At 55.9% G+C, this 24,512-nt stretch carries 23 protein-coding genes; 12 read left to right on the forward strand and 11 right to left on the reverse strand.

The genetic code is table 11. The features are described 5' to 3' along the window. Nucleotides 1-254 precede the first annotated feature (254 nt). From K0A93_11610 to miaA, 3 genes are all read right to left on the reverse strand, one after another. Nucleotides 255-647, reverse strand: coding sequence for a PilZ domain-containing protein (locus K0A93_11610; GenBank protein ID MBW6512736.1), 393 nt, complete (start codon nt 645-647; stop codon nt 255-257). Between the two features lie 64 nt (nt 648-711). Then, nucleotides 712-1,980, reverse strand: a complete 1,269-nt coding sequence (locus tag K0A93_11615) for a hypothetical protein (GenBank protein ID MBW6512737.1) — start codon at nt 1,978-1,980, stop codon at nt 712-714. Then, the gene (miaA, locus tag K0A93_11620) at nt 1,977-2,900 is read right to left on the reverse strand and encodes a tRNA (adenosine(37)-N6)-dimethylallyltransferase MiaA (protein MBW6512738.1); all 924 of its coding nucleotides are present in this window, start codon (nt 2,898-2,900) and stop codon (nt 1,977-1,979) included. Before miaA ends, K0A93_11615 begins: the two co-directional genes overlap by 4 nt. 259 nt (nt 2,901-3,159) lie before the next feature. Here miaA and K0A93_11625 point away from each other — a divergent pair, with 259 nt between their 5' ends. Both K0A93_11625 and K0A93_11630 read left to right on the forward strand, forming a co-directional pair. Further along, the gene (locus K0A93_11625) at nt 3,160-4,743 is read left to right on the forward strand and encodes a DUF445 family protein (protein ID MBW6512739.1); all 1,584 of its coding nucleotides are present in this window, start codon (nt 3,160-3,162) and stop codon (nt 4,741-4,743) included. Nucleotides 4,744-4,784: 41 nt separating this feature from the next. Next, on the forward strand, nt 4,785-5,363 hold the full coding sequence (locus K0A93_11630; GenBank protein MBW6512740.1) for a flavodoxin family protein: 579 nt from the start codon (nt 4,785-4,787) through the stop codon (nt 5,361-5,363). 83 nt (nt 5,364-5,446) lie between these two features. On the opposite strand, the gene yihA is transcribed toward K0A93_11630, so the two are convergent. Next, nucleotides 5,447-6,040 carry a ribosome biogenesis GTP-binding protein YihA/YsxC gene (gene yihA / locus K0A93_11635; GenBank protein MBW6512741.1) on the reverse strand — a complete coding sequence of 198 codons (594 nt, stop codon included), beginning with the start codon at nt 6,038-6,040 and terminating at the stop codon, nt 5,447-5,449. 148 nt (nt 6,041-6,188) lie between these two features. Between yihA and K0A93_11640 the strand changes: the two genes are divergently transcribed. Beyond that, a complete protein-coding gene (locus tag K0A93_11640) occupies nt 6,189-6,698 on the forward strand; it encodes a ferritin (GenBank protein ID MBW6512742.1) in 510 nt (169 codons plus the stop codon). 71 nt (nt 6,699-6,769) lie between these two features. On the opposite strand, the gene K0A93_11645 is transcribed toward K0A93_11640, so the two are convergent. Next, complete coding sequence (locus K0A93_11645; GenBank protein ID MBW6512743.1) at nt 6,770-7,693, reverse strand: SDR family oxidoreductase; 924 nt, start codon at nt 7,691-7,693, stop codon at nt 6,770-6,772. 200 nt (nt 7,694-7,893) lie between these two features. Here K0A93_11645 and lpdA point away from each other — a divergent pair, with 200 nt between their 5' ends. Both lpdA and K0A93_11655 read left to right on the forward strand, forming a co-directional pair. Further along, on the forward strand, nt 7,894-9,381 hold the full coding sequence (gene lpdA, locus K0A93_11650; GenBank protein MBW6512744.1) for a dihydrolipoyl dehydrogenase: 1,488 nt from the start codon (nt 7,894-7,896) through the stop codon (nt 9,379-9,381). 65 nt (nt 9,382-9,446) lie between these two features. After that, nucleotides 9,447-10,070: a carbonic anhydrase gene (locus K0A93_11655; GenBank protein MBW6512745.1), complete on the forward strand. Its 624-nt coding sequence runs from the start codon at nt 9,447-9,449 to the stop codon at nt 10,068-10,070. Nucleotides 10,071-10,084: 14 nt separating this feature from the next. Here K0A93_11655 and K0A93_11660 read toward each other — a convergent pair whose 3' ends face one another. Together K0A93_11660 and K0A93_11665 are read right to left on the reverse strand one after the other, a co-directional pair. Next, nucleotides 10,085-10,381, reverse strand: a complete 297-nt coding sequence (locus K0A93_11660) for a DnaJ domain-containing protein (GenBank protein ID MBW6512746.1) — start codon at nt 10,379-10,381, stop codon at nt 10,085-10,087. A 94-nt stretch (nt 10,382-10,475) separates the two neighbouring features. After that, on the reverse strand, nt 10,476-10,970 hold the full coding sequence (locus K0A93_11665; GenBank protein ID MBW6512747.1) for a hypothetical protein: 495 nt from the start codon (nt 10,968-10,970) through the stop codon (nt 10,476-10,478). Nucleotides 10,971-11,229: 259 nt separating this feature from the next. On the opposite strand from K0A93_11665, the gene K0A93_11670 reads away from it, so the two are divergent. The 4 genes from K0A93_11670 to K0A93_11685 all read left to right on the forward strand — a co-directional run bounded on the left by K0A93_11670 (nt 11,230) and on the right by K0A93_11685 (nt 15,868). Continuing rightward, nucleotides 11,230-12,294: a branched-chain amino acid aminotransferase gene (locus K0A93_11670; protein ID MBW6512748.1), complete on the forward strand. Its 1,065-nt coding sequence runs from the start codon at nt 11,230-11,232 to the stop codon at nt 12,292-12,294. A gap of 191 nt (nt 12,295-12,485) precedes the next feature. Continuing rightward, nucleotides 12,486-13,538, forward strand: coding sequence for a histidinol-phosphate transaminase (gene hisC / locus K0A93_11675; protein ID MBW6512749.1), 1,053 nt, complete (start codon nt 12,486-12,488; stop codon nt 13,536-13,538). Between the two features lie 114 nt (nt 13,539-13,652). Then, nucleotides 13,653-14,744 carry an A/G-specific adenine glycosylase gene (mutY, locus tag K0A93_11680; GenBank protein ID MBW6512750.1) on the forward strand — a complete coding sequence of 364 codons (1,092 nt, stop codon included), beginning with the start codon at nt 13,653-13,655 and terminating at the stop codon, nt 14,742-14,744. Further along, nucleotides 14,744-15,868 carry a ribonuclease D gene (locus K0A93_11685; GenBank protein MBW6512751.1) on the forward strand — a complete coding sequence of 375 codons (1,125 nt, stop codon included), beginning with the start codon at nt 14,744-14,746 and terminating at the stop codon, nt 15,866-15,868. Before mutY ends, K0A93_11685 begins: the two co-directional genes overlap by 1 nt. Before the next feature lie 23 nt (nt 15,869-15,891). On the opposite strand, the gene K0A93_11690 is transcribed toward K0A93_11685, so the two are convergent. Next, nucleotides 15,892-16,290 (reverse strand): DUF393 domain-containing protein, encoded by a 399-nt coding sequence (locus tag K0A93_11690; protein MBW6512752.1) that lies wholly within the window; start codon nt 16,288-16,290, stop codon nt 15,892-15,894. Between the two features lie 239 nt (nt 16,291-16,529). Between K0A93_11690 and rdgC the strand changes: the two genes are divergently transcribed. Then, on the forward strand, nt 16,530-17,696 hold the full coding sequence (gene rdgC / locus K0A93_11695) for a recombination-associated protein RdgC (GenBank protein MBW6512753.1): 1,167 nt from the start codon (nt 16,530-16,532) through the stop codon (nt 17,694-17,696). A gap of 110 nt (nt 17,697-17,806) precedes the next feature. Here the strand turns inward: rdgC and speA are convergent, their stop codons facing one another. Further along, entirely contained in the window at nt 17,807-19,723 is a 1,917-nt protein-coding gene (speA, locus tag K0A93_11700; protein MBW6512754.1) for a biosynthetic arginine decarboxylase, read from the reverse strand. Between the two features lie 4 nt (nt 19,724-19,727). Continuing rightward, nucleotides 19,728-20,573: a polyamine aminopropyltransferase gene (gene speE, locus K0A93_11705; GenBank protein ID MBW6512755.1), complete on the reverse strand. Its 846-nt coding sequence runs from the start codon at nt 20,571-20,573 to the stop codon at nt 19,728-19,730. A gap of 107 nt (nt 20,574-20,680) precedes the next feature. On the opposite strand from speE, the gene proC reads away from it, so the two are divergent. Together proC and K0A93_11715 are read left to right on the forward strand one after the other, a co-directional pair. Next, nucleotides 20,681-21,487, forward strand: a complete 807-nt coding sequence (gene proC / locus K0A93_11710) for a pyrroline-5-carboxylate reductase (GenBank protein MBW6512756.1) — start codon at nt 20,681-20,683, stop codon at nt 21,485-21,487. A 144-nt stretch (nt 21,488-21,631) separates the two neighbouring features. After that, on the forward strand, nt 21,632-21,907 hold the full coding sequence (locus K0A93_11715; protein ID MBW6512757.1) for a thioredoxin family protein: 276 nt from the start codon (nt 21,632-21,634) through the stop codon (nt 21,905-21,907). A 183-nt stretch (nt 21,908-22,090) separates the two neighbouring features. On the opposite strand, the gene K0A93_11720 is transcribed toward K0A93_11715, so the two are convergent. Continuing rightward, nucleotides 22,091-24,346, reverse strand: coding sequence for an inorganic phosphate transporter (locus K0A93_11720; protein ID MBW6512758.1), 2,256 nt, complete (start codon nt 24,344-24,346; stop codon nt 22,091-22,093). Between the last annotated feature and the right edge of the window lie 166 nt (nt 24,347-24,512).

Here is a 24,512-nt window from a genome sequence, read left to right on the forward strand (position 1 = left end):
TAGGGTACACCGGTTGAAAAAAAAGTGCAATATATAGATGACGAAACAAAATCAGGGCCTGTGTCAGCTACCGCTGATTCATATCGCGCCATTCAGCTTTGGAAATTATCACCTGCTCGTTGCTTAAGATCAAAGGCAACGACTTGTTTTTGATTTTCAACCCAGAAGATTTTGATTCTCTCCGTGTCCTCCGTGGTGAAATATTCAGTTCCTTCTTACCACCCGTTCGCTTCGCTCACTGGAGATCACAGAGATCACGGAGAAAACATAAGCGATGACTTGTCCTTGACCCACGCGTCGATACGCTCGGCCAGTTCTTTGGGTAGATCAACAAACTTCAGCCCCATTCCCGGCTCGTATTGACTTTTACGACTGAAGTTGCGCTGCCAGACAACTTCGCAAGCGCAGGTGATCGTCGTTGCGATCGGTGCCGGGAAGGGAATTTCAACGTTGAACTGACTCCCCGGCTCTTTAGGATTGGTGGTGCCGATAAACATGCCGCTGCGGCTGATATTTTTGGCATAACCAAAAAAGGCTTTCTGGCCGGCAGGCTCAACCTTGACATTCTGCACCAGCAAAGGTGATCGCAACTCCCGGCGCTGATCGCCGGGTGGGCGCTCTTCTGGATTCTGGTCTTTTGGCACCATGGCCTCCTTGGCAGAGGGACGTTTCTCTTACTGCAAGCAAATATAACTTATATACACAAAAAATTCATAGCGGTTTTTGCAAACGCCGTAAAACGCCTAATTGGCGCGCTGGTTCGACAGGAGCAACAATTCCAACCTGACGCAACAGTTCGGGCACGCTTGCTGCGCAGGGAACACGTTTTGCTGCGGGACAAAGGGTATGGATCAAACGCACGCTTTTGAGTCCGTCAAACCAGCCGTGAAATGCACTGGCGAACCTTTCCGGCGTTGCGTGGTTGTTCTGCAATCGCCCCCAAACGTCTTCAAAATTGGTCTCGTCAAGGAAATCACTCAGGCGCGGGTCGATCATCCGCGCCTGCTGCAACACTTCTGTGGCCGAATTTTTCCAGCCTGAGCGCGCGGCCTGTAGCCACTCCCTGAGCAGGCGATAAACATCCGGCGCATAAAAAAATGTCCCGTTATTCTCACCCGTGCGCAACTCCGCCACACTGTGGCCGGTCCCGAACGGGGTACGGCTCGACATCCGCGCCGAGGGGAAGACACAGGTGCCGCGCAGCGCTGAAACCCCGCAGGTCTTGACCAGTTGCTGCACAAAGTAAAAATCCTCCCCCGCCTGGCGACGATTCATCCCCCCCGCCGCGACATAGGCATCAACGCGTACGGCAACAGTGCTACCGATTGTGTGCCAGGCATAAGGCGACCGTGCCAGCGTCAAACCCAACAAATGATGGCGCAGATAGAGCTCATAAAGATCGATCGCCGCCTGTCCTGCAGAATCAGCCCCCCGGCGGTGACAAAAGGGGATCACCGCACCCCCGGCAGAAGCCGTCGCAAAGTGCTGCCTGATCGCCGCCAGATAGTTGCTCAGCACCAGCGTATCGGCATCAAGGCAGACCAGGACAGGAGGTGTCCTGACGTAGTCGCAACGTTGCAACGCCAGATCAAGCCCGATTTTGCGTGCCACCCCGACGCCGCCGTCCCCTGGCGCCAGTTCCCGCCCCGCCGACGCCGCATCGATCCACCCCAGCTTGAGCTGCGGATAACGGTGGGCGAAGCGGGGCAGCCGATCGAGCGTCGCCGCATTATCCCTTTTGTCAGCAACCGCCGCGTCCTCGCGTTGATTTATGACTACCAGCAGCAGAAACTGTTCGAGCAGTTCAGGCGGGTTTTTCGCCAGCCATTTTAGAGCAACAAAAAGCTCGGCACTCTCCGCCAGCGCCGGAATGACCACCGCGCCACAGAAATCGGTGCGTTCAGTTCCGGCAATATGCCATGGCCCGGCAATCGCCCGCCGCTCCAGATAACGCGCCACCGCTACCGGCAGAACACTCACCGCAGCGACTCAACAACGGCCAGCGCCGCCGCAAGCGGATCGCCAGCGCCGGCGACCCAGTGAATCGTCATCCCCTGCTTTTCCATCCGCCGGAACCAGGTTTCCTGCCGTTTGGCGAAGTGATGAATGGCACTGTTCAGTTTCTGAAAAAGGTCGTTGCGATTGAGCTGCCCTTGCAGATATTGAGCGACAAAACGGTATTCGAGCCCGTAGAATTCGAGCCGCGCCCACGGCACTCCGGCGGCATGGAGTGACGCAACCTCCTCGATCATCCCCCCATCCAGGCGCATACTCAGACGTCTGGTGATCCGCTCGCGGAGCAGCTTACGGTCCCAATGCACGCCGATAATCAATGGATTGATCAGCGGCGGCGCGGGCAGATGCTCCGCTGTATCTTGCTCGGCCAGCGCAATTTCAATCGCCCGGATCAACCGTTCGCGCTCAACCAGGTCGGTGCTGTTGTGCTGTTGCGGTCTGAGTTCGTGCAACCGGGCAGCCAACTGTGCATCGTCCAGCGCCGCCAACTCATCCCGCAGGGCGCGATTTAGTGGCGCGAGTACCAGCCGGTAACCACGCAACGCCGCCTCAAGATAGAGCCCGGTGCCGCCGACCAGCAGTGGCAACCGCCCGCGCGCACGAATCTCGGCAAACGCCTGATAGAACCGTTGCTGAAAATCGAAAACGCTGAATTCGCTCCCCGCAGCGACTATGTCGATCAGATGATAAGGAATTTCCTCGTACTCGTCGCTATCCTTGCCACTGCCGATATCCATGCCACGATAGACCTGGCGCGAATCGGCAGAGATAATCTCACCATCCAACGCCCGTGCCAGTTGCACGCCGAGACGGGTTTTACCACTGGCGGTGGGACCAAGGACGGTAAACAAATTAAAGGTGTTGGCAGAGGAATCCGGCATCATAGTCGCTACTTTATTGCGTTTACATTCTGAATGCAACACCTTGCCCCGCAACAACTTTCCCGCTATGATATCCGCTCTTCAACAAGACGGGAACGAATCAATCATGATGGCATCGCAAAAAGTCCGCCCTGCTGTGTTACGCCGGTTTTTCAGGACCTCGACCTACCTGATGTAGGTCTTCGCCCCTGAAAAACCACCAGGCCTTGTAGAACAAAATTTTTGCTTAGCCATCTAATTTTTTTTGCGAGTACATCAATTCATGGAACACTATCTCCCCTGGCTGGTACCGCCGCTGCTCGGCGCACTGATCGGCTACGTCACCAACTACATCGCCATCAAGATGCTCTTCCGCCCGCTGAAAGCGTGGCGGATCTTTGGGCTGCACGTCCCGCTGACCCCCGGCATTATCCCCTCCAAACGCGGGGAACTGGCTCAACGAATGGGAAACACCGTCGGCGGCCACCTGCTGACCTCCGCAGATATTGGTGGCGCCCTGGAAACAGCGACGTTCCGTCGCGAATTGCGCGGGGCGCTCCACGACCGGCTCGGCCATTTCCTCAACCGCGAACTCGCCCCCCCGGCGGCGCTGGTTCCAAAAGAGTACCGGGCGCGCTTCGACGAGCTGGTCCTTATCCTGCGCCGTAAATGTGTCGATGCCGTCGGCCAGTGGGTTGACAGCGCTGATTGCGAAGCCCGTCTGCGCAAATTTCTGGCGGCTAAAGAGCGCGAGCTTCTCGGTCGCGACCTGGAAAGTTTCATGACGCCCGAGCGCTTCGCCGCATTGTCTACCCACCTTGACGAGCGCATCGGGACGACGCTGCGTTCCGCTACCTTGACGATGGCCGTTGAGCAATTCGTCGATCGCCAGACCGACCGGCTCCTTTGCAGCGAGCGTTCCCTCAAGGAACTGTTGCCGGATGACTTATGCGAAACACTGATTGCCCAACTGGAAAAGGAGCTGCCGCCGCTCCTGGAAAAATTCGGTGGCATGCTCCATGATCCGGCCTTTCGCAAACAGCTCACCACGCGGGCCAGAGAGGGGATCGAAAAATTCCTCGATTCTCTCGGCGGACTGACGGCGGTTCTGGCCGGGTTTTTCGATATGGAAAAGGTCTACACTAAAATCCCCGACTTTCTTGATCAGGCCGGAGAAGAGGTTGCGATTTGGCTGCAACGCGCCGCAACCCAGGAGCAGGTGGCGGCCATGCTGCGTGAACGGATTAACGCATTTCTCGACCGCCCGCTGAAAAGTTATCTGGAAAAAATGCCGTTCGAAAAAGTCGCCGGGATGCGCACTTACCTGCGGGCTCGTGTCATCACCCTGCTCCACGACCGGCGCACCACCGAACGCCTGGTTGGCCTGGCGGGAGCGGGGATTGAGCGCATCAAGGACCGCCCGTTTCACCAACTCCTCGACGGCATCCTCCCGCCACGGGGACGTGAGCGCATGCGGGATGCATTCGCCGACCGCCTGCTGGAGACCTTGCGCGCCCCGGCCACCCGTCAGGCGTTCGACCGGTTCCTGGCCGACAAGTTCGACTACTGGCTCTACCAATGCCCTCTCGGTCACCTTGCCGCGCGGATTCCCGCCGATCTGCGTGAAGAGCTCGAGGAGGGGATCTATCTGCAACTGAAAGATGTCCTGCAGCAAGAAGTTCCCCCGTTGATCGACGCCCTCGATATTACCCGCATGGTCGAGAAAAAGGTCAACCAGCTCGACCTGCTCCAGGTGGAAGATCTGGTCCTCGGCATCATGAAGGAACAGTTCAAGTACATCAACCTCTTTGGCGGTCTGCTCGGTTTTCTGATCGGGCTGATGAACCTGTTTCTGTTGAAACTCTGAAGCGAATCATGCAACCAACCCTGGAAGAAAGGAATCGCCCGATGAAAGTTATCGCCATTAACGGGAGCGCCCGAAAAGACGGCAACACTGCAATTTTGATCCGCCAGGTCTTTGCCGAACTGGAAAAAGCGGGGATTGAAACCGAGTTGATTCAACTGGCGGGGAACATCGTCCGTGGCTGTACCGCCTGTTATCAGTGCTGGGAAAAACAGGATCGGCGCTGTGCGGTCAAGAACGATCTGATCAACGATTGTATCGAAAAAATGGCCGCCGCGGACGGAATTATCCTCGCTTCGCCGACCTACTTTGCCGATGTCTCGGCAGAGATGAAGGCCGTGATCGATCGCACCGGCATGGTTAATCGTGCCAATGGCGATCTTTTCCGCCGCAAGGTCGGGGCGGCGGTCGTCGCGGTGCGGCGCGGTGGCGCTCACCATGCCTTTACGACGATTAATAACTACTTCACCATCAGCCAGATGATAATTCCCGGCTCAAGCTACTGGAACTTCGGTATGGGCAAAGCGATTGGTGAGGTGGAACAGGACGAGGAAGGGATCAAAACCATGCAGGTGCTGGGCGAAAACATGGCCTGGCTGCTGGGGAAAATCGGCAAGGAGTAACCCCCATTGGCCATTCCTGCGGACTTGCCGGTAGCGTTGCAGCTTTTATGCACGATTCAGGGTGTGGCGCGAAATTGCAGCGGTTAGCCTCCCTCCACCGCAAAGGCATCCTCGATCCGTTCCCAAATTTCGTCCATGCCTTCGCGAGTCTTCGCCGAAAAGAGGGAAAATGCCTCCAGCGGCAGGTTGGTTGCTTCAAGGATCGGTTTTATCTGTTTGCCCCGTTGACTGCGACTGATTTTGTCAATTTTGGTGATCACCGGAATGGTCGGTGCACCGAACTCTTCAAGCCAGTCGAGCAGCTGGATATCTTCCTCGCGCGGCACACGACGCACATCAAAGAGCGTGACAACCGCCTTGAGATTGACGCGGGTTTCCAGATAGGTGCGCATCATCGGCCCCCACTGCGACTTGACCGTCAGCGGCACCTTGGCGAAACCGTAACCGGGGAGGTCAACCAGGGTAAACTCACCGTTAATATTAAAAAAATTGATCAGCTGCGTGCGGCCAGGCGTATTCGAGGTACGCACCAGTGCCTTGCGGTTGACCAGGGCATTGATCAGGCTGCTCTTGCCAACATTGCTGCGCCCGGCAAAAGCGACCTCGGCAAGCAAACTGGCGGGGTATTGGTCCGGCCTGGTTGCTGATTTGATAAATTCGGCTGATTTAATGATCATGTCAGGCTCCTTGGCGCGGAGCATAGCCCAGACGCGGGTCGATTGCAATCGGGGACATCACCTTTTAAAAGGACCGAAGCTGGACATGCTTGAGTCTTTTGGTATGATTTAAAACGCGCAAACAACTAATTGCTTCAGGAGGCAACATATGCTCAGCGAAAAACTGGTCGATGAACTCAATGAACAGATCAAGTATGAATTTTTTTCAGCCTACTTCTACATGGCGATTTCCGGCTATTTTGAGGCAGAGGATTTACCGGGGTTCGCCGCGTGGATGCGGATCCAAGCACTGGAAGAAATGACCCATGCAGAGAAGCTTTTTAATTTCATCTGCGACGCCGGAGGGCGGACCGACCTGCGCGGTTTTGAAAAACCCAAAAACGACTATGCTTCACCGTTGGCGGCCTTTGAATACAGCCTGGAACACGAAAAATTTGTCACCAATCGCATCAATGGGCTGATGGATCTGGCCAAAACGGAAGGGAGTCATGCCACGCAAATATTATTGCAGTGGTTTGTCACCGAGCAGGTCGAGGAAGAATCGAATTTCGGACTGATTGTCAAAAAACTGCGCCGCATCGGCAATGATGGCAACGGCTTGTTGCGTCTCGACGAAGATCTCGCGACACGAACCTTTGTTTATACCCCACCGGCATAATCGGGGACACGTCAGCGTTCGTTACGCTCAGCGGGGATCGCCGGTCGGATATTCACCGCTGAGCGCAACCATCAATGCTTGTTCTGTGTTGCGCCGGATTCAAGCTTTTGCAGCAAACTGGCAACTTCCCGCGCCAGGTCGGGCAGGGCGCTGTGCAGGGTGGGATATTTTAACGTTACCCCAAGTTTTTCGCGCAATCGGGTGTTATCCAGCCGTCGTGATTCGCTCAGGTACGATAACATCGTCGGATTCATTTCGTGCTGCGCCTCCGCCAGTGACACCTGGCGGGGGGGCGAAAAACCGAACAGTTCCGCCAACACGGTAAAATACTCGGTCATTGTCGATGGCTGGCCATCGCTGACGTTGAAAATATCACCATCCTCGCCCCGTTCGGCAGCCGCCAGACAGACCTGTGCCAGGTCATCGGCATGAATCCGGTTGGTCGGCGGCGCCTCTTCCGGGCGCAAGACCGGATGATCGCCCTGGAGACGCATCAACGGTGTAAACTCCGGACCATAGATCCCGGTAACCCGCAAGACCACTGTCGGCACCCGATGTTTCGCGCCCCATGCGCGGACCCCGGTTTCTGCATCAAAACGTCGCTTGGCCCGTGCGGTCTGCGGATTCGGCGGTGTATCCTCGCTGACCAGCTCCCCCCCCTGATCGCCATAGACGCCGCTGGTACTCAGATAAACAATTTTTTCCGGCTCGTCCCCGGCTGCAATCGCCGCCAGAAAATTACGCATCCGCGGGTCAGTATGGCCACCGCCCGGTGGCGGGGCGGTAAACAGCACCGTTGTTCCGGCGGTCGGCAGTGCCAACAGACTGCCGGGATCGTCAAGATTCGCGGTGACCACTGTCGCCCCCAACGCCACGCACTGCGCACGTCTCTCCTGACTGCGTGCCGTAGCCAACGTCGCAATTCCTTGCGCCCCGGCAAGGGCCAGCACGCGTCGACCGATATTTCCACAGCCGACAATAAACAGTTTTTTCATGGCTTATTTCATCCCATCAATTTATGCTTCGCGACGAAGTCGCGCCGTGCGATGAGACTATGTCCAGCGAACGTCAGCTGTCAACCTCCAATTGACGCTGGAGCTTTTTTGCTTTTTTCTATTTAACAGATCCACTGCTCCCTACGAGCATATGCGAAAAGTGGTGCAATTCAGAACTTCAGCTATAATGCCAACGACACATAATAGTTGTCCAGCCGAGGAGTTGCCTTGTGGAAAGTAGAGCAAAATCGAAAAAATATGATTACAACATTGCAGTAATCGGCGGCGGATCGGCCGGTTTGGTAACCGCTTATATTGCCGCTGCGGTCAAGGCTAAAGTCGTGTTGATCGAAAAAAGCGCGATGGGCGGCGACTGCCTCAATCGCGGGTGCGTGCCGAGCAAGGCGCTATTGCGTTGCGCGAAGATGGCCGCGTATGCCAACCGGGCGCAGGAATTCGGCTTCAAAAAAAACCCGCTGGAGTTCGATTTTTGTGATGTTCTGAAACGGGTAAAAGAGGTGGTTGATGAAATCGCTCCGCACGATTCTGTCGCGCGCTATGTCGATCTCGGAGTGGATTGTGTCCGCGGAAATGCCCGCCTGGTTGGACCGCATACGATTGCTGTCGACGGCCGCACGATTACCGCGCGCAATATTGTGATCGCCACTGGCGCACGGCCGTTCGTGCCACCATTCAGCGGTCTTGATCAGATTGATTATTTGACCTCCGAGACGATCTGGAGCTTGCGCGAGCAACCCAAACGCCTTGCCGTCGTGGGCGGGGGTGCGATCGGGTGCGAACTGACGCAGGCCTTTGCCCGTCTGGGGAGTGAAGTGACCCAGGTGGAGATGGGTGCGCGCATTCTCGGGCGCGACGATCCAGAGGTCTCGGAACTGATACAACGCAAGTTTGAAAACGAAGGCGTGCGCATTCTCACCCATCATGGCATAAAAGAAATCCGCCGGGACGGTAAACGTAAAATCCTCGTCTGCGTCTGTAAAGATGAATTGGTCGAAATAGAGTTTGATGCATTATTGATCGCGGTGGGACGCAAGGCCAACGTCAGCGGCTTCGGGCTTGAGGAATTAGGCGTCAAACTGGCACCGCAGGGAACTATCGCCGTTGACGATTTCCTGCGCACAAATTTCCCGCATATTTACTGCGCCGGCGATGTGGCCGGGCCGTTCCAGTTTTCCCATACCGCCGCACATCAGGCCTGGTACGCGGCAGTCAACTCGCTCTTTGGCGGATTAAAGTCGTTCCGCGTCGATTACAGCGTCGTTCCCTGGGCAACCTATACCGATCCTGAGGTTGCCCAGGTCGGTCTGAATGAGTCTGCGGCCAAACGACAGAAAATCCCCTATGAGGCGGTGCGTTATGATTTCAAAGACATCGATCGCGCCGTTATTGACCGGGAAAGTCAGGGGTTTGTCAAAGTGCTGACCAAGCCGGGGACGGACAGGATCCTCGGCGTGACGATTGTCGGTTCGCATGCCAGTGATCTCATTGCCGAATACATTCTGGCCATGAAACACGGTATCGGCCTGAACAAGATTCTCGGCACGATGCACATCTACCCGACCCTGGCTGAGGTGAATAAAGCAACGGCAGGAGAATGGAAACGCTTGCATGCTCCACACAAGCTGTTGCGGTGGGTCGCGCGTTTTCATGACTGGCGCCGCGGATGAGGTACGGATGGAGATTCAGCAGAGTTAATTATTGATAAAATTATTTACTTAAAGTAAAAAAGATTGTGAAAGAACTTTTTCGTGGCATCATGCGCTTTCGGCGCGACGATTTCGAATCTCACAAGGAGCTGTTTCAGCAACTGGGGCGGGTGCAACAACCGCATACCCTTTTTATCGGTTGTTCCGACTCCCGGGTGGTTCCGAACCTGATTACCGGAACCGGCCCTGGCGAGTTGTTTGTTGTCCGCAACATCGCAAACATCGTCCCTCCCTACCGCAAAACCGAAGAATATGTCTCCACCACTTCGGCCATCGAATATGCTGTCCTGGCTCTGGGGGTCAGCACTATCGTCGTCTGCGGACATTCCAACTGCGGCGGCTGTTCAGCGCTGAACCTGTCAACCGCAGAGCTGCAAGAGCTGCCGCATGTGCGCAAGTGGCTGGAAGTTTCAGCCGAGGTGCGACCGCGGGTCGACAAGCTGGTTACCGAAGACACCCCCGCCGAGCGTGAGTGGTTGACCGAACAGGTCAATATCCTGGTGCAGATCAAAAACCTGCTGACCTATCCCTATGTGCGCGAGCGGGTAGAAAATGGTGTCATCAAACTGCTCGGGTGGCACTATCTTATCGAAACCGGTGAGATCTACAATTTTATTGACGTTACGCAAAACTTTGAACCGGTGACCTGAATACATGGCACCCCTTAATCAGGCTTGGCCCCTCCCCAGACCGGATCCCAGCCAAACTGCTGTCGCAGCCGCTCCTCAGGATACTGCTCAAGAAACTCTGCGGCTGAAAATCTGTACTTATATTCCGCACAATAGCCTGACAGCAAGGTATAGGCCGCATTAATGTCGCGAATGGCTGCATCGTCGACACCGTGACTGTCCGGGTGATATTTTCTGACCAGTTCCCGATGACGAGCCTTCAACTCCCTCAGCGTCACCTGCTCAGGCAGTTTAAAAAGCGTAACTGCCGCCATGAATTCTTCAACTGTCATGAGTCCTGTTTCCACCCAAAAAAATTGATAACGTCGGCGCTTGCACAACAATGCTTCTTCTATGCAGCGAACAGCCGGGTTCAGACTGGTCGCCTCAGCGTTCCCAGAACACCCGGACAACATCAGCCTCCGCGGTATAATGAATATCGAGGGTGCCACCGTGGGCATTCTCTATAGCCTGCCCTACTCCGCGCGGAAGATGGGTATCGGTGAAAGTTATCACCGTTTTCCCGTCCTCTTGCTCGTCAATGGTCATCAAGCGCTTCATCGGGTGCTGCGCCTTTTGCCCCTCAACTTTATTATTTATCAGGTTCAGGATTTCCGCGTGATGTCCGGCAAAAAAACTGCCACTCAACGTCAAAATTCCGGCGGGGTGGTTGTCACGCGTACGTTTGCACGCCGGACAGAGACTACTGTAGGCAGCGGCGGGAATTTCAGACGGCCATTGCCAGCGTCCGCCACTGAACACCACGTTACACGCGGGACACAGGGTCGGCTCCTTGAGCTTGCTGTGCGTCATGTAGGGGTCATGCGTTTGCTCCTTGAGTAAACGATCCTGCCGGTGCACACCACCATTCTTTCCGTTCATAGTCCACTCCAGTGCCGTCGTTTATTCCTGATGCCGAGCATCATCTGCACAGGGCACCTGATTGGCGAAACAGCGCCATTACCGTAAAAGCTAACACAACTCTGGTAATAGTAAACTGCCGATCGAATTCCCGCCGAACCGCAGGGCTCCTTCAGCTTGTGGATCGGCCCTTGACTGTCACATGAAAAATCAATTTTCTTGCCTGACAGCGGTTTTTCATGCTACAAAAATTTTTCATTCCCGTCTTGAGGAGTCCGTCATGAAACTTGAAATTTTGCCCCTTGACAGTCAAAAAAAACCGATTGAAGACGAAACCAGGCTAGTCTTCGGCAAGCAGTTTACCGACCGCATGTTTGTGATGGAATTTGATCGTGCACAGGGTTGGCATTCCGCGCGTATCCAACCTTATCAGCCCTTCGTCCTCGACCCTGCGGCGATGGTTTTTCACTATTCCCAGGAAATTTTTGAAGGACTCAAAGCTTTTCGCCGCATCGACGGTGAGATCGCGCTTTTTCGTCCGGCGGACAATATTGAGCGTTTCAACCGTAGCGCCCGCCGGATGTGTATGCCCGAAGTTGATAGCGGATTTTTTCTCGATGCCCTCCGGCAACTGGTCCGCCTGGAAGCCCATTGGGTGCCGCGCAGCGAAGGGACGAGTCTCTATATTCGACCGACGATGATTGCCAACGAACCAATGCTCGGCGTGCACCCGGCAGATCAATATCTCTGTTATATTATTCTGTCGCCGGTCGGCGCCTACTACAAGGGGGGGATCGCGCCGGTTAAAATCTGGATTTCTGACGAGTATGTTCGCTCGTCCCAGGGAGGCACCGGTGAAGCCAAAACCGGCGGCAATTATGCGGCCAGCCTCTACGCTTCAGAACTGGCGAGCAAGGCCGGGTGTGATCAGGTTTTGTGGCTTGACGCCAAAGAAAGACGTTACGTGGAAGAAGTCGGCAGTATGAATATGCTCTTCGTCTACGACGGCAAGATCGTCACTTCGCCGCTCAAGGGAACCGTTCTCGATGGCATCACCCGGCGTTCAGTACTGACACTGGTGAAGGAGATGGGCGTGGCGGTTGAGGAACGGGCGTTGAGTGTCGATGAGGTGCTGGAAGGCGCTCAAAACGGTCGCCTCAGTGAAGCGTTCGGCACTGGCACCGCAGTGGTGATTTCGCCGGTCGGCCAGTTCACCTACAAAGGGCAGACGGTCGAGCTGGGCGGCGGGAAGATCGGGACATTGACCCGCAAGCTCTATGATGCACTGACCGGGATTCAATATGGTCGAATTGCCGATGAGCATAATTGGGTCATGCCTCTGTAGGATACTTCTGGGTTTCATGCAGCGCCCCCGTTTTGTTTTGAGCGGGGGCGCTCGTGTTTGGGTGCTGTTGCAATTTGCGCTTGCACCTTTATCACGGGTGGTTTAAGGTTGCCGCAGTCGGCACCTAAAATCATAACTTACTGAGTTTGCACACTATTTTTAAAAACAAATTTTCTCCAGGGGGAGGATTGATGTTGCCATTACGTAAAATTATCGCTGAGATGGACGCCTATATCCCCGGATTTCAACCACCCGACGCGCTCAGCTGGATCAAACTGAATACCAATGAAAATCCTTACCCGCCGTCACCGCGCGTGCGTGAGGCGATCCTCGCGGAACTTGGCGATGACGGCGAGACCCTGCGCAAATATCCCGACCCGAGGAGCCAGGCGGGGCGTGATGCGGCGGCAAAGCTGTACGGCTTTGATCCATCGTGGGTGATCATGGCGAACGGCTCGGATGAGCTGATCAATAACCTGATTCGCGCTTTTGCCGGGGAGGGGGAAGAGGTCGCCTACGTCGCCCCCTCCTACTCCTACTATGCCACACTGGCCAAAATTCAGGGGGCCCAGGTGCGCACATTCGGCTTCGCCGCAGACTGGACGTTGGCCGACTTTCCCAATCTCTATCAAGGCAAGCTCTTCTTTCTGACCAGTCCGAACGCCCCGCTCGGGGTGACTTTTGACAATGCCTACATCAAGGAGCTGGCCGGATGTTGCAGCGGGATACTGGTGGTTGACGAGGCCTATGCCGATTTTTCCGCCGCCAATGCATTGCAGCTGGTGCGCGAATGTGACAATGTGGTGATTACCCGCACCCTGTCGAAGAGCTATTCCCTCGCCGGGATGCGTCTCGGGCTGGCCATTGCCCGCCCCGAGATCATTGCCGCCCTCGACAAGATTCGCGATCATTACAATGTGGACCGGCTCGCTCAGGCTGCGGTGGTGGCAGCGCTCCATGATCAGCCTTATTTCAACAGCTGCGTCGCCAAGGTTCGCGCGACGCGCGAGCGTTTCAGCGCCGGACTGAATAAAATTGGCTACGGGGTGATCCCGTCGAGCGGGAACTACGTCTTTGCCCTCCCCCCGGACAAGGACGGCAAACGGGTCTATGACGCACTCTTTTCCCGCAAAATTCTGGTCCGGCACTTCTCCGACCCACTGCTCAGCCACGGGCTGCGCATCACCATCGGCACCGACGAAGAGATGGAGCGGACACTGGCGGCACTGGCGGAGATCGGTTGATTTTTTTACCTCTTACCACCCGTTCGCGCTGCTCACTGGAGGACACGAAGCTCACGAAGTTGACAACCGGTTGCCTTTTTTTCTTCGTGTGCCTCGTGTCCTTCGTGGTGAAACATGCCTGATTTATCGGTTTCCGCTGAAGACATTTCTTCCCGCCTGCTTGCCTGGTACCGTGACGCCGGTCGCGCGTTGCCGTGGCGCAACACACGCGATCCCTACTGTATTTGGCTCTCCGAGATCATGTTGCAGCAGACCACGGTCGAAGCGGTGATTCCGTATTACGAGCGCTTTCTAGCGAATTTCAGCAGCGTTGCGGCGTTGGCCGCCGCGCCGCTCGATTCGGTGCTCGACCTGTGGGCCGGACTCGGCTATTATTCGCGGGCGCGTAACCTGCACAAAGCCGCCCGCATAGTGGTCGAAGATTTCTGCGGCGAATTCCCGGCCGATCTGGCCGAGCTGCAAAGATTGCCCGGTATCGGTCGTTCAACTGCCGGAGCGATTTTGTCGATTGCCTTCGACCTGCCCGGCCCGATCCTCGACGGCAATGTGCGCCGGGTTCTTTGTCGCCTCCATGCGGTGACCACCGATCCCCGTGCCAGCGCGACCGAGAAACAACTCTGGCAGCGGGCGGAAAGTTTGACCCCGGTGAGCCGACCACACGATTACGCGCAAGCAATTATGGATTTGGGGGCGACTCTTTGCACCCCGCGTCAGCCGCGCTGCCCGCTCTGTCCGTTGCGGGCGCACTGTCAGGCGTTCGCGCAGAGTTTACAAGGTGACATTCCGGTCCGACGCAAGAAGCCACCGGTGCCAAAACGTGCCCAGGTGGTGCTGCTGCTGGAAGATCAGCGCGGTGCCCGGCTGGTGCGCAAACGCCCCTACGACGGAATGCTCGGCGGTCTGTGGGAATTTCCCGCCGCTCCGGTCGAGGCCAGGCAGACCACCGCTGCCGTCATCTCCCGCCTCATTGCCACGTTGGGTGTTTGCGGTGCACCGGAACGGTTCGGGGTGGTGAAGCATGTCTACAGTCACTTTGCACTGACTTGCACCGTGTTTCGCTGCCGCGTGTCGTTACTGCCGCAAGTCGCCGAAGAGGAAGACCGGCAATGGGTGCCCCCGCTTGAATTGGCGGACCTGGCACTGCACGGAGCACACAAAAAGGTACTCAAACTGGTTACCGAAAAAACTGAAAAGGACAAGATGTGATTCCATTGTTGACTGAAAACAGCGCCGTGGCCCAATTCGCTGCGGTGCTGGCCGAAGAATCGATCATCGCCGTCGATCTGGAAGCCGATTCCCTCCATTCGTACAATGAAAAAGTTTGCTTGCTGCAAGTGACGATACCAGGCAAGACGGTGTTGATCGATCCGCTGGCAGCGGATGACCTGACTCCGTTTGGTGCAGTTCTGGCTGATCCGGCCATCGTCAAGATCTTTCACGCGGCCGATTACGACATTCGCTGTTTGTACCGCGATTTCGGCTTCACGGTACGGGGGTTGTTCGATACGATGATCAGCAGCCAGTTTCTCGGTGAAGAAAAGGTCGGCTTGGCTGACATGCTCAACAAGTATTTCGGGGTCGAACTCAACAAACAGTATCAGCGCGCCGACTGGTCAATGCGTCCGCTGTCAGCGCCGATGCTCGACTATGCGGCGGAAGATACCAACCATCTGCATAAATTGCATGCATTGCTGGAAAAACGCCTGATCGGCTGCGGACGGCGCGACTGGGTCACGGAAGAATTTTTGCGTTTGGAAGAAGGCCGCTTTTTGCAGCATGACGGGCCGTTATGCCTGCGGGTCAAAGGCGCCGGCAGACTCGATCGGCGGCAGTTGGCGATCCTTGAAGGGCTGCTGCAATGGCGCGATGGCGAGGCGCGCAAACGTGACTGCCCGTCGTTCAAGGTGATTGGGCCCCAGGCGCTGTTGGCAATCGCCACAAAAGCGCCCGAAACGCTGGACGAGATGGCCGGTCTGGAAGGGCTTTTCCCGCGCCTTGTCGAACGCTATGGCAAACACTTTCTGACCATCGTTGCCACCGCCCGAGCCCTGCCGACCGAGGCGTTGCCCATCTTTCCACGCAGTGAACGGCGAGAAAAAGATCCGCTGGCGGAGAAGCGATTTATGGCGCTCAGGGAATGGCGGAAAAACAAGGCCATCGCCCTTGAACTTGACGCGGGAATTCTGATCAACAACGCCCTGCTGGAGGAAATTTCGCGCCAGATCCCAAAAACACTGGACGATTTTGATTCCATGCCACTTATGCGCCAGTGGCAAAAACGGGAATTGGGCACCGACATTTTAAACGTTATCAACGGGAAACGCGGGTAAGACAACGTGCAGCGCACGCGGCATTAATGCAGCGCACAGTTGTCGCCCTGGCAGCGCGTGCGTTTCGGCAGATATCTGCGGTAGCGGGCGAAGAGCGCATAACCGCACCTGGCCGCGCAGTGGATGCCGGGGAGGGCGATCACTTTGCCCAGCAATCGATAACCACGATTCGGCAGCGCCGACCAGATTTCCAGAAAAGCGTCAACACCGACATGAAAGTTGCCGACGGCGTCTTTGACGTGTATGCGGGCCATGAACGCACCCTGCGTGCGACCGTAAATGGCGGCATCGAAATCGGGGGCGGTGATATCGACAAATTGCAGACGTCCCTGATGCTGCAAGCTGCGATAGTGGTCAATTTCTGTCGCGCAGACGATGCAGCTACCGTCGTAGTAGATAGTCAGAGGAAATTTTGTGTTCATGCCGTCTCCGTAACTTGTGAAGGCTATTCTAAACCAATACATTATTTTTTCCACTACCGCAAAACTTGATGCACTCGCAAAAAAAATGAGGTCGCTAAGCAAAAATTTCGTCCTCCAAGGCTTGGTGGTTTTGCAGGGGCGAAGGCCTACATCAGGTAGGTCGAGGTCCTGAAAAACCAGCGTAACGCAGTAGGGCGGACTTTTTGCGACGCCATCAAACTTAACCCGGAGGAATAGCTATGGGTCTGCTCAGCAACACCACAAGTCTCTGTCAGTTTCACATCGTTGGCACCCCGCCGACTGATGACTTTTTCACCTGGGCCGGAGCCCGGCTCACGGCGCAGGGATTTCGTTCGATCGATGACTGTGCCGATGAGCTTTCCATGGGCTGGGTGCAGCTTGATGATACACGTGACAGCACGTTTGAGGTGCGCGACACTTTTCAGCGGGACCATTACCTGACCTTTACCCTGCGGCGCGATCAGCGCCGGGTTCCGGCAGCGCTGCTCCGTGCACATTTCGAGCAGGCGCAGCGCGAATTCCTCACTGCACACCCCGGTTTGCAGCGTGTCCCAAAACAAAAAAAGGCTGATTTGCGCGAGGCGGTTTTTGGTAAACTGCTGGCCAGAACGTTACCCGCTCCGGCCTGTTACGATGTACTGTGGGATACGCGTAACGGCGTGGTGACGTTTGCCAACCTCGGTGGAAAGATGGTTGATACCTTTGTCGAACTGTTCAAAAAAACCTTCGACGGGTTGCGGCTGGTGGCCATTCATCCTTATGCGCGGGCCGAAAGTCTGCTTGATGCGCCGTTACAGCACGCGTTGCGTGCGGCCAATGGTTCCGGGGCGACGACGGAACTTGACCTGATTCGCGAGTATCACTGGCTCGGCGCCGATTTTCTGCTCTGGCTGATGTATCAGACGATGAACGAATCATCCAGCTACGCGATCTGTCGTCCCGGTCCGGCAACTGTCGGGGAGGGGTTTGTTGCCTACCTGAATGACCGCCTGCAACTGGTTGGTGGTGGGGAAGCAGGGGCACAGAAGGTGACGGTGGCCGGGCCGCAGGACAGCTTCCGTGAAGTGTGCGTGGCACTCCAGTCAGGAAAACAAATGGCCGAGGCCCTGCTCTACTTCGAAAAGGGGGAGCATCAGTGGAAGCTGACCCTGAAAGGGACTCTCTTCCAGTTTGCCTCGTTCAAAGCGCCATCAGTGCGCCTCGAACGCGACAACCTGACCGATCCCGACAGTGAACGCAACGCACTCTTTTATGAGCGGATGCACGTCATGGAAGAGGGGTTACAACTCTTCGACAGTCTGTATCGCATCTTCCTTGATCTGCGCCTGGGCACCAGCTGGGCAGCAGTGCGACAGCGCATTGACGCGTGGCTGGCCGCAGCGTAAGCGGCGACCAGTTTATCCCCCGTTAAAACTCAGTGGCGCTTGCCTTACTGGCAAGCGCCACTGAAAGGAATGGTTGCCGATACGAAATCGGCAGCTTGAGATTTGTCGAGCTACTGCTCAAAATAAGTGTAACCATTCAGGCTCGCAGCATACTCCTCAACCAGCTGCTGTCGTTCCGCGACACTCATCCGCCCGGCGCGAACCACCCCCTCAACGCGTGACCGAAATGCCTCAAACAGTGTCTGCGGATGATACTCAACAAAACTGAGAACCTCGGCGATGGTATCACCATTGAGCTCATTGAGGACGTCAAACCCGCCCCCCTCATTGATGCGTATGCTGACGACATGGGTGTCACCGAAAAGATTGTGCAGATCACCGAGGGTTTCCTGATAAGCTCCCATCAGAAAAACACCGAGCAGATAGTCTTCCTCGTCACGCAGCGGATGCAACGGCAGGGTTGACTGTTCTTTTCCGGCGACAATGAAGGTGTCGAGTTTGCCGTCGCAGTCGCAGGTCAGATCAGAGATGATCGCCTCGCGGGTCGGCGCTTCGAGGTGACGATTGATCGGCATGACCGGAAAAAGCTGGCCGATGGCCCAGGTATCGGGGAGCGATTGAAAGACGCTGAAGTTGCCATAATAGATGTCGGCGAGATTCGCTTTCAATCCGGCCAGTTCAGCCGGGATCGTGGTCAAGGCAACAAGGCGGGAGGCGATGTGCTGGGCAATGGCCAGAAAAATGTTTTCTGCCAGGGACCGTTCACGCAAGTTGATCTCTCCACCGCGAAACAGTTCCCGCAGCGTGTCGCGTCCGGCGAGCGCGCCCTGATAGGTTGCGATAAAGTCGTCTGTGTCGGCCAGCTGTTTAAAAAGAGTAAAAAGTTGACCGGTCGCCGGGTGGGCGTCCGGCGGCAGGGTTTTCGGAAAAGGTTCCGCTTCAAAGTGCATGGTGTCGAGGATATTAAAGAGCAACAGCGAGCTGTGGGCGATCATTGCCCGTCCTGATTCTGTCAGGATGAGCGGATGATCGATGCCCAGCGGCTCAAGGGTTGCAGCAATCGTGGCAACGATGGTGTGACAGTAATCGGCGAGTTGGTAATCGCGGGAATGAACCTGATTCTCAAGGGTGCCGGTATAGTCGATAGCCAGCCCGCCGCCGAGATCAAGGCAGCTCAGCGGCGCTCCTTCACGGACCAGATCAGCATAAAAACGGCTTGCCTCGCGAACGCCGGTGCGAATGTCGGCCAGGGCCGGAATTTGCGAGCCGAGGTGGCAGTGCAGCAGTTGCAGACAATCGAGCAGCCCCTCGTTCTTGAGTTGTTCGACGACGCCGATCAATTGTGTGGGACTCAACCCGAAACTGCTGCGGTCGCCGCTGGTTTCCGTCCACAGCCCGCCGACCTTGGCGGAGACCTTGACCCGCACACCGAAAAGCGGCGCGATCCCCAGCGCACGGGAGCGTTCGATAATCAGTGGCAGTTCAGCGGGGGACTCAATGACGAAGAAACAGCGATAACTGAGTTTATTGGCCCACAGGCCGAGATCGACAAATTCCCGGTCCTTGTAGCCGTTGAGGATCAGCAGCCCGTGCTCCGGCAGTGATGCCAGCGCAATCAGCAACTCCGCCTTGCTCCCCGCCTCCAATCCGAGATTATAGCGTGCGCCGAAACGACAGATCTCCTTGATGACCTGACACTGCTGGTTGACCTTGATCGGAAATACCCCCTGATATTCGCCGCGGTAGCCGACGTCGGCAATCGCGGCGCGGAAGGTTTCGTTAATCAGGCGAATGCGGTCATCGAGCAGGTTTTCGATGCGCAGCAACAGGGGCATGTTGTGTCCGCGTGCCGCCGCACCCGCGACAATTTCGGTTAACGGTACGGCAATTTCACCGCTTACGAACGGCGCTTTGACCGTCACCTCACCGGCTGCGTTGAGGCCGAAATTCCCTTTTCCCCAGGCATCAATGCCATAGAGAGCAGCGGCATCCTTGATCGTCCAGTGCGTGGTTGTTTCAGGAGTCATCGGTCTATTCTGCAATATTTTCTTTGGCGAAGGTCGGCAGCATGAAAGCCCCTGAATGCAGATCTTCATTGTAGTATTTAGTGTGAAAATTTCGGCGCGCAGCGCGATCACGATTGAAATCCCGGAGCGGATGATAGCGCTTGCTGGCGAAGGCGAACGACCATAGCCCGCTCGGGTAGGTCGGAATGAACGCCTGATACATCGCGACGAGCGGAAAGACAGCGCGCAGGTTGCGATACATGTTTTTCTGAATCTCGGCGTGATAGAAGGGGGATTCGCTTTGGGCGACCATGATCCCGTCGGCTTTCAGCGCGTCGTGGACGAGGCGATAAAAATCCTTTTCAAAGAGACCGACCGCCGGGCCGATCGGGTCGGTTGAATCGACCAGAATGACGTCGAATGCATTCTGGTGCTTGCGGATGTAGTCGAGGCCATCAGCGATATGCAACTTGACTTTGGGGTGTTGGCCGTCGATAGCGCTTGCCATGGAAGGGAGCAGCTCGACCGATTTGTCGACCACCAGTCCGTCGATTTCGCAGAGTGTCGCCAGTTCCACTTCGGGATGCCTGACAATTTCGCGGATACTGCCACCGTCGCCGCCACCGATCACCAGCACCTGCTGCGGACTGGGGTGGGTAAAGAGCGCCGGGTGGACGAGCATGTCGTGATAAATGAACTCATCACGTTCGGTGACCATCACCAGCCCGTCAAGAAGCATCATCTTGCCATATTCAAGGGTGTTGACAATGTCCAGTTGCTGGAACTCGCTCTTGCCGGAAAAAAGGGTTTCACTCACCCGCATGGTGATGCCAACATTTTCCGAATGTTTTTCGGTGTACCACATATCCATTGTAACGGCCCCGGAATTAAGGTTTATATTGAGTGCGTCATCGCTTGACAAGTGCCACCCTTTTCGCTTTACTGGTCGGATAATATCACCTGAAAAGGACAAACTCCATGAAAAATAAAGAGAAGATCGGTTTTATCGGTGGCGGAAACATGGCTGAGGCAATTCTCAAGGGGATTCTCGTTGCCAATGTATCGCCACAGGCGGTGCTGGTCGCGGAGCCGCTTGATGCACGGCGCGACTATTTGTCGGCAACATACGGCGTTGCCGTGACGGCGGATAACGATCAGGTGGTTGCTGACAGCGATATTATCGTCCTGGCGATCAAACCGCAAATGGCCGCCGAGGTTGTAGGGGCCTTTGCCGATCAATTCACGGCGGATAAACTTTTGATTTCGATCCTTGCCGGGACGTCAACGGCGAAACTGGAAGCACTGCTCAACGTGGCCGCAAAAGTGGTGCGGGTGATGCCGAATACTCCGGCGTTGATCGGTTGTGGTGCAGCGGCACTCTGTTCCGGGCAGTATGCCGGGGGGGCTGAACTGGAAACAGCGCGCAAGATCTTTGCCGCTGTCGGTTCAGTGGTCACGGTTAAAGAGATGCAGATGGATGCCGTTACTGCGGTCTCCGGGTCCGGTCCCGCCTATGTATTTACCGTTATTGAGGCGTTGGTTGCTGGCGGTGTTGCCGAAGGACTGGATCGGGAAACCGCGCTGGCACTGGCGATCCGCACTGTCGAAGGGGCAGCGCGACTGGTTGCAGAAAGCGGCGAAGAACCGGCTGAGCTGCGGCGCAAGGTCTGTTCTCCCGGAGGCACAACGCTGGCCGCAATCGAAAAGCTTGATGCGGGGGGCTTTGGTGATCTGCTCGTTGCTGCGGTTCGGCGTGCGGCAGAACGATCACGCGAATTGGGGTGACGCTGGACAAAGAGCAAAAACTTCCTCGACAAAACGATCCGCATCAATTGAGCAAGGGAAACCCTTCCCGGGCGCTCCCTTGAATATGCAGATTTCCCGGTTATAATGTGACCAGAGATGTCACAATTAGCCAGGAGGTGATTTATGCGTATCGATATCCTGTGCAAACCAGAAAGTGACGGACGCTGTGAGCTGGTTCTCGATAATGTGCGTGAGGCGCTTGATCGTTTGAATGTAGAGGCCGAAGTCCATTATTATCGTGACCGGCGCAAGATGATTGATAATCGAATCTATGTCTCTCCCGCCCTGATGATTGATGATAATGTGCGCATTGCCGGACGAATTCCCGCCGTCAAGGAAGTTGAAGAGTTGATCCGCGAACGGCCTCGTTACACCCGTCGTCTGGAGAAGGTCGCCTGACGCGTTTATTTGGGGCTTTCTTCTCGGGCAAGCGGTGTGCAGTGCTTCGTCGTGCTCCTCTTTGATCGGTGAAAGAAGCCGTGAGCCCGCCCGGCTCATCCTGCATAGGTTTTTCCGACCACCGCCGCGACCACCGGCCTTGCCACCTCCATCAAACAGCGAATTCCGAAGATCAACAGCGCGTCAGTTGTGCGCGTCGGGATCAATCTCTCCAAATGAGTTTTCAAAAATCTCCAGCAGTTCCAGGTTCTGTTTCGACAGCATCATCGCATTGCCAATGATCGCATAGTAAAGAATGCTGAGGCGCGTCTTCGATGTATTGTCACTGATCCGCGCCATTTGCACTTCATTCAGCCGTGCCGCCAGGTCCCGCAACTGGCGATCTTTCGCCGTCAAGCCGGGATGATCGGCAATCCGGTGCCGGGTGAAGGTGGTTTCGACTTCCAGTAAAATATCATGCAGCAGTGTCCGCACCTGTTCGAGTTCGGCAATTTGTACATCGAGCAACCCTTTGTGGTGGTTCCCCACATGCCGGTAAGCGCGCAGCACGATATCGCGATGCCCGTCCGACAATTTTTGCAGCCGCCGAATCGTTTGCGGATACTGATGTGACACCGCGTGTCCCTGCCGTGCCAGCAGGCGCATCGTCTTGAAAACGTTGGCGCTGATCACGTTCGACCACTTCTGGGTCTGCATCAGCTTCTTGCGTTCCACGCCGAGGCGATCGAACTCCTGACGGAAGAGCGCGTCGAGGGTGTTGTCGAGCGAGGTGCGGATATAGCCGAGGAGCACACTCATATGTTCGAAGGTCGTCGCGACACTTTCGCGTGCGTCCTTGACCGACTTGAGGTTAAAGACTTCGTGTTGTTTCGCCTCGGCGGTCATCTGCGCATGCTTGAGTCGCGCATTCCAGATCAACGCGGCGGCCACGACAACCAGCACCAGGACCCCGACCCCCTGCCCGTAAAAGATCACCGCAGCGAAGAGCCCGGCGCAGGAGAAAGCGATAACTGCGGTCATAAACCAGCCACCGATAACCGTGAGGACGCCGGTGACGCGGTAGACCGCACTCTCGCGCCCCCATGCCTGATCGGCGAAAGACGATCCCATGGCGACCATGAAGGTGACGTAGGTGGTGGAGAGGGGGAGCTTGTTCGCCGTTGCGTAGGAAACCACCGCGCTCGCGACCATCAGGTTGACCGAAGCACGCAACAGATCGAACGAAGGCCGGTTGCCGTCCTTGAATGTCGGGCGCACCACGCTCGGGTCGAGGCGGCGGCTGATCACCCTGCGCAGACCGGCGGGAACCACCAGCTTGACCGATTCAAAGAGGTGCAGCACCAGCCGGACAATCGCCCGCGACAGGAAGATCGACTCAAAACGCTCATGCCCCTCTTCCTGCTGGCTGAGGCTGATCTCGGTTTCGGTAACGGTGCGCGCCTTTCTGGAAAACCACAAGGTGACAACCATGAGAAGCCCGGCGAAGAGCAGATAAAGCGTTTCGGTTTTGACTTTTGCACCGAGGGAACCCATGGTGACCGTGAGCGGATCGCCACTCGCCATCGCAGCGGAGTAAGCATGAACCCCGGCCAGCGGCACACCGATGAAGTTGACCAGATCGTTAGCGGCAAAGGCCATCGCCAGGGCAAAGGTGCCGATCAGTACAACCGGCTTGAGAATATCGAATTTCAGCAGTTGCAGAACCTGCAACAGGAGCGCGGAAACCACGAAGATCATGGCCAGCAGCAGGGCAGAGTTGTCATTGATCCAGACGACATTCTCCTTCGAGATGAACGAGGCCCCTTTCGCCCCTTTGACGAGGATAAAGTAGGTGATCGACGCCAGCGCCATCCCCCCCCACAACGCCCCGTAGCGCTTGATCCGCCGCTGGTAGTTAAAGGTAAAAAGCAACCGTGTCAAAAACTGCACCACCGCCCCGCAGACAAAAGAAATCGCCACCGAGAGCAGAATCCCCATGATGATGGTAATCGCCTTGGCTGAGTTAATGTACTGGACGATGGAGCTCAGGTCGTCACCAGACTGCACGATTTTGAGCAGGGAGACCACCACCGCCGCGCCAAGCAGTTCGAACACAATTGAAACGGTGGTCGAGGTCGGTAACCCGTAGGTATTAAACAGATCAAGCAGAATGATATCGGTGATCATCACCGCCAGAAAGATCGTCAGCAGTTCTGGCATGGTGAAAAATTGCGGGTGAAAAATTCCCTTGCGGGCAACCTCCATCATCCCGCTGGAGAAGGTCACCCCGGCCATGATGCCGAGGCTGGCAATCAATAAAATAACTTTTTGCGGGGCAACCCGCGAACCGATTGACGAATTGAGAAAGTTGACCGCATCGTTGCTGACGCCGACGACGATATCGAAAATGGCAACGATGACCAAAATACCAACCCCGATCAAAAAAAATTCGCTACTCATGATGAATTTATTATCCCTGTCGAATTATGTGATTGCGTCAAACACGCGCCTTTGCCTCGGTCACGAAGTGTAACCGAATCTGACCAAAAAACACACACTTTATGTCAAAAGAACGGGCTACTAATCGTATGGAGTTTCATGCAAAGCGCTCAAGGCGGGAGCACGA

It is taken from the genome of Desulfuromonadaceae bacterium (genome assembly GCA_019429445.1).
In the GTDB taxonomy this organism is placed as follows: Bacteria; Desulfobacterota; Desulfuromonadia; order Desulfuromonadales; family JAHYIW01; genus JAHYIW01.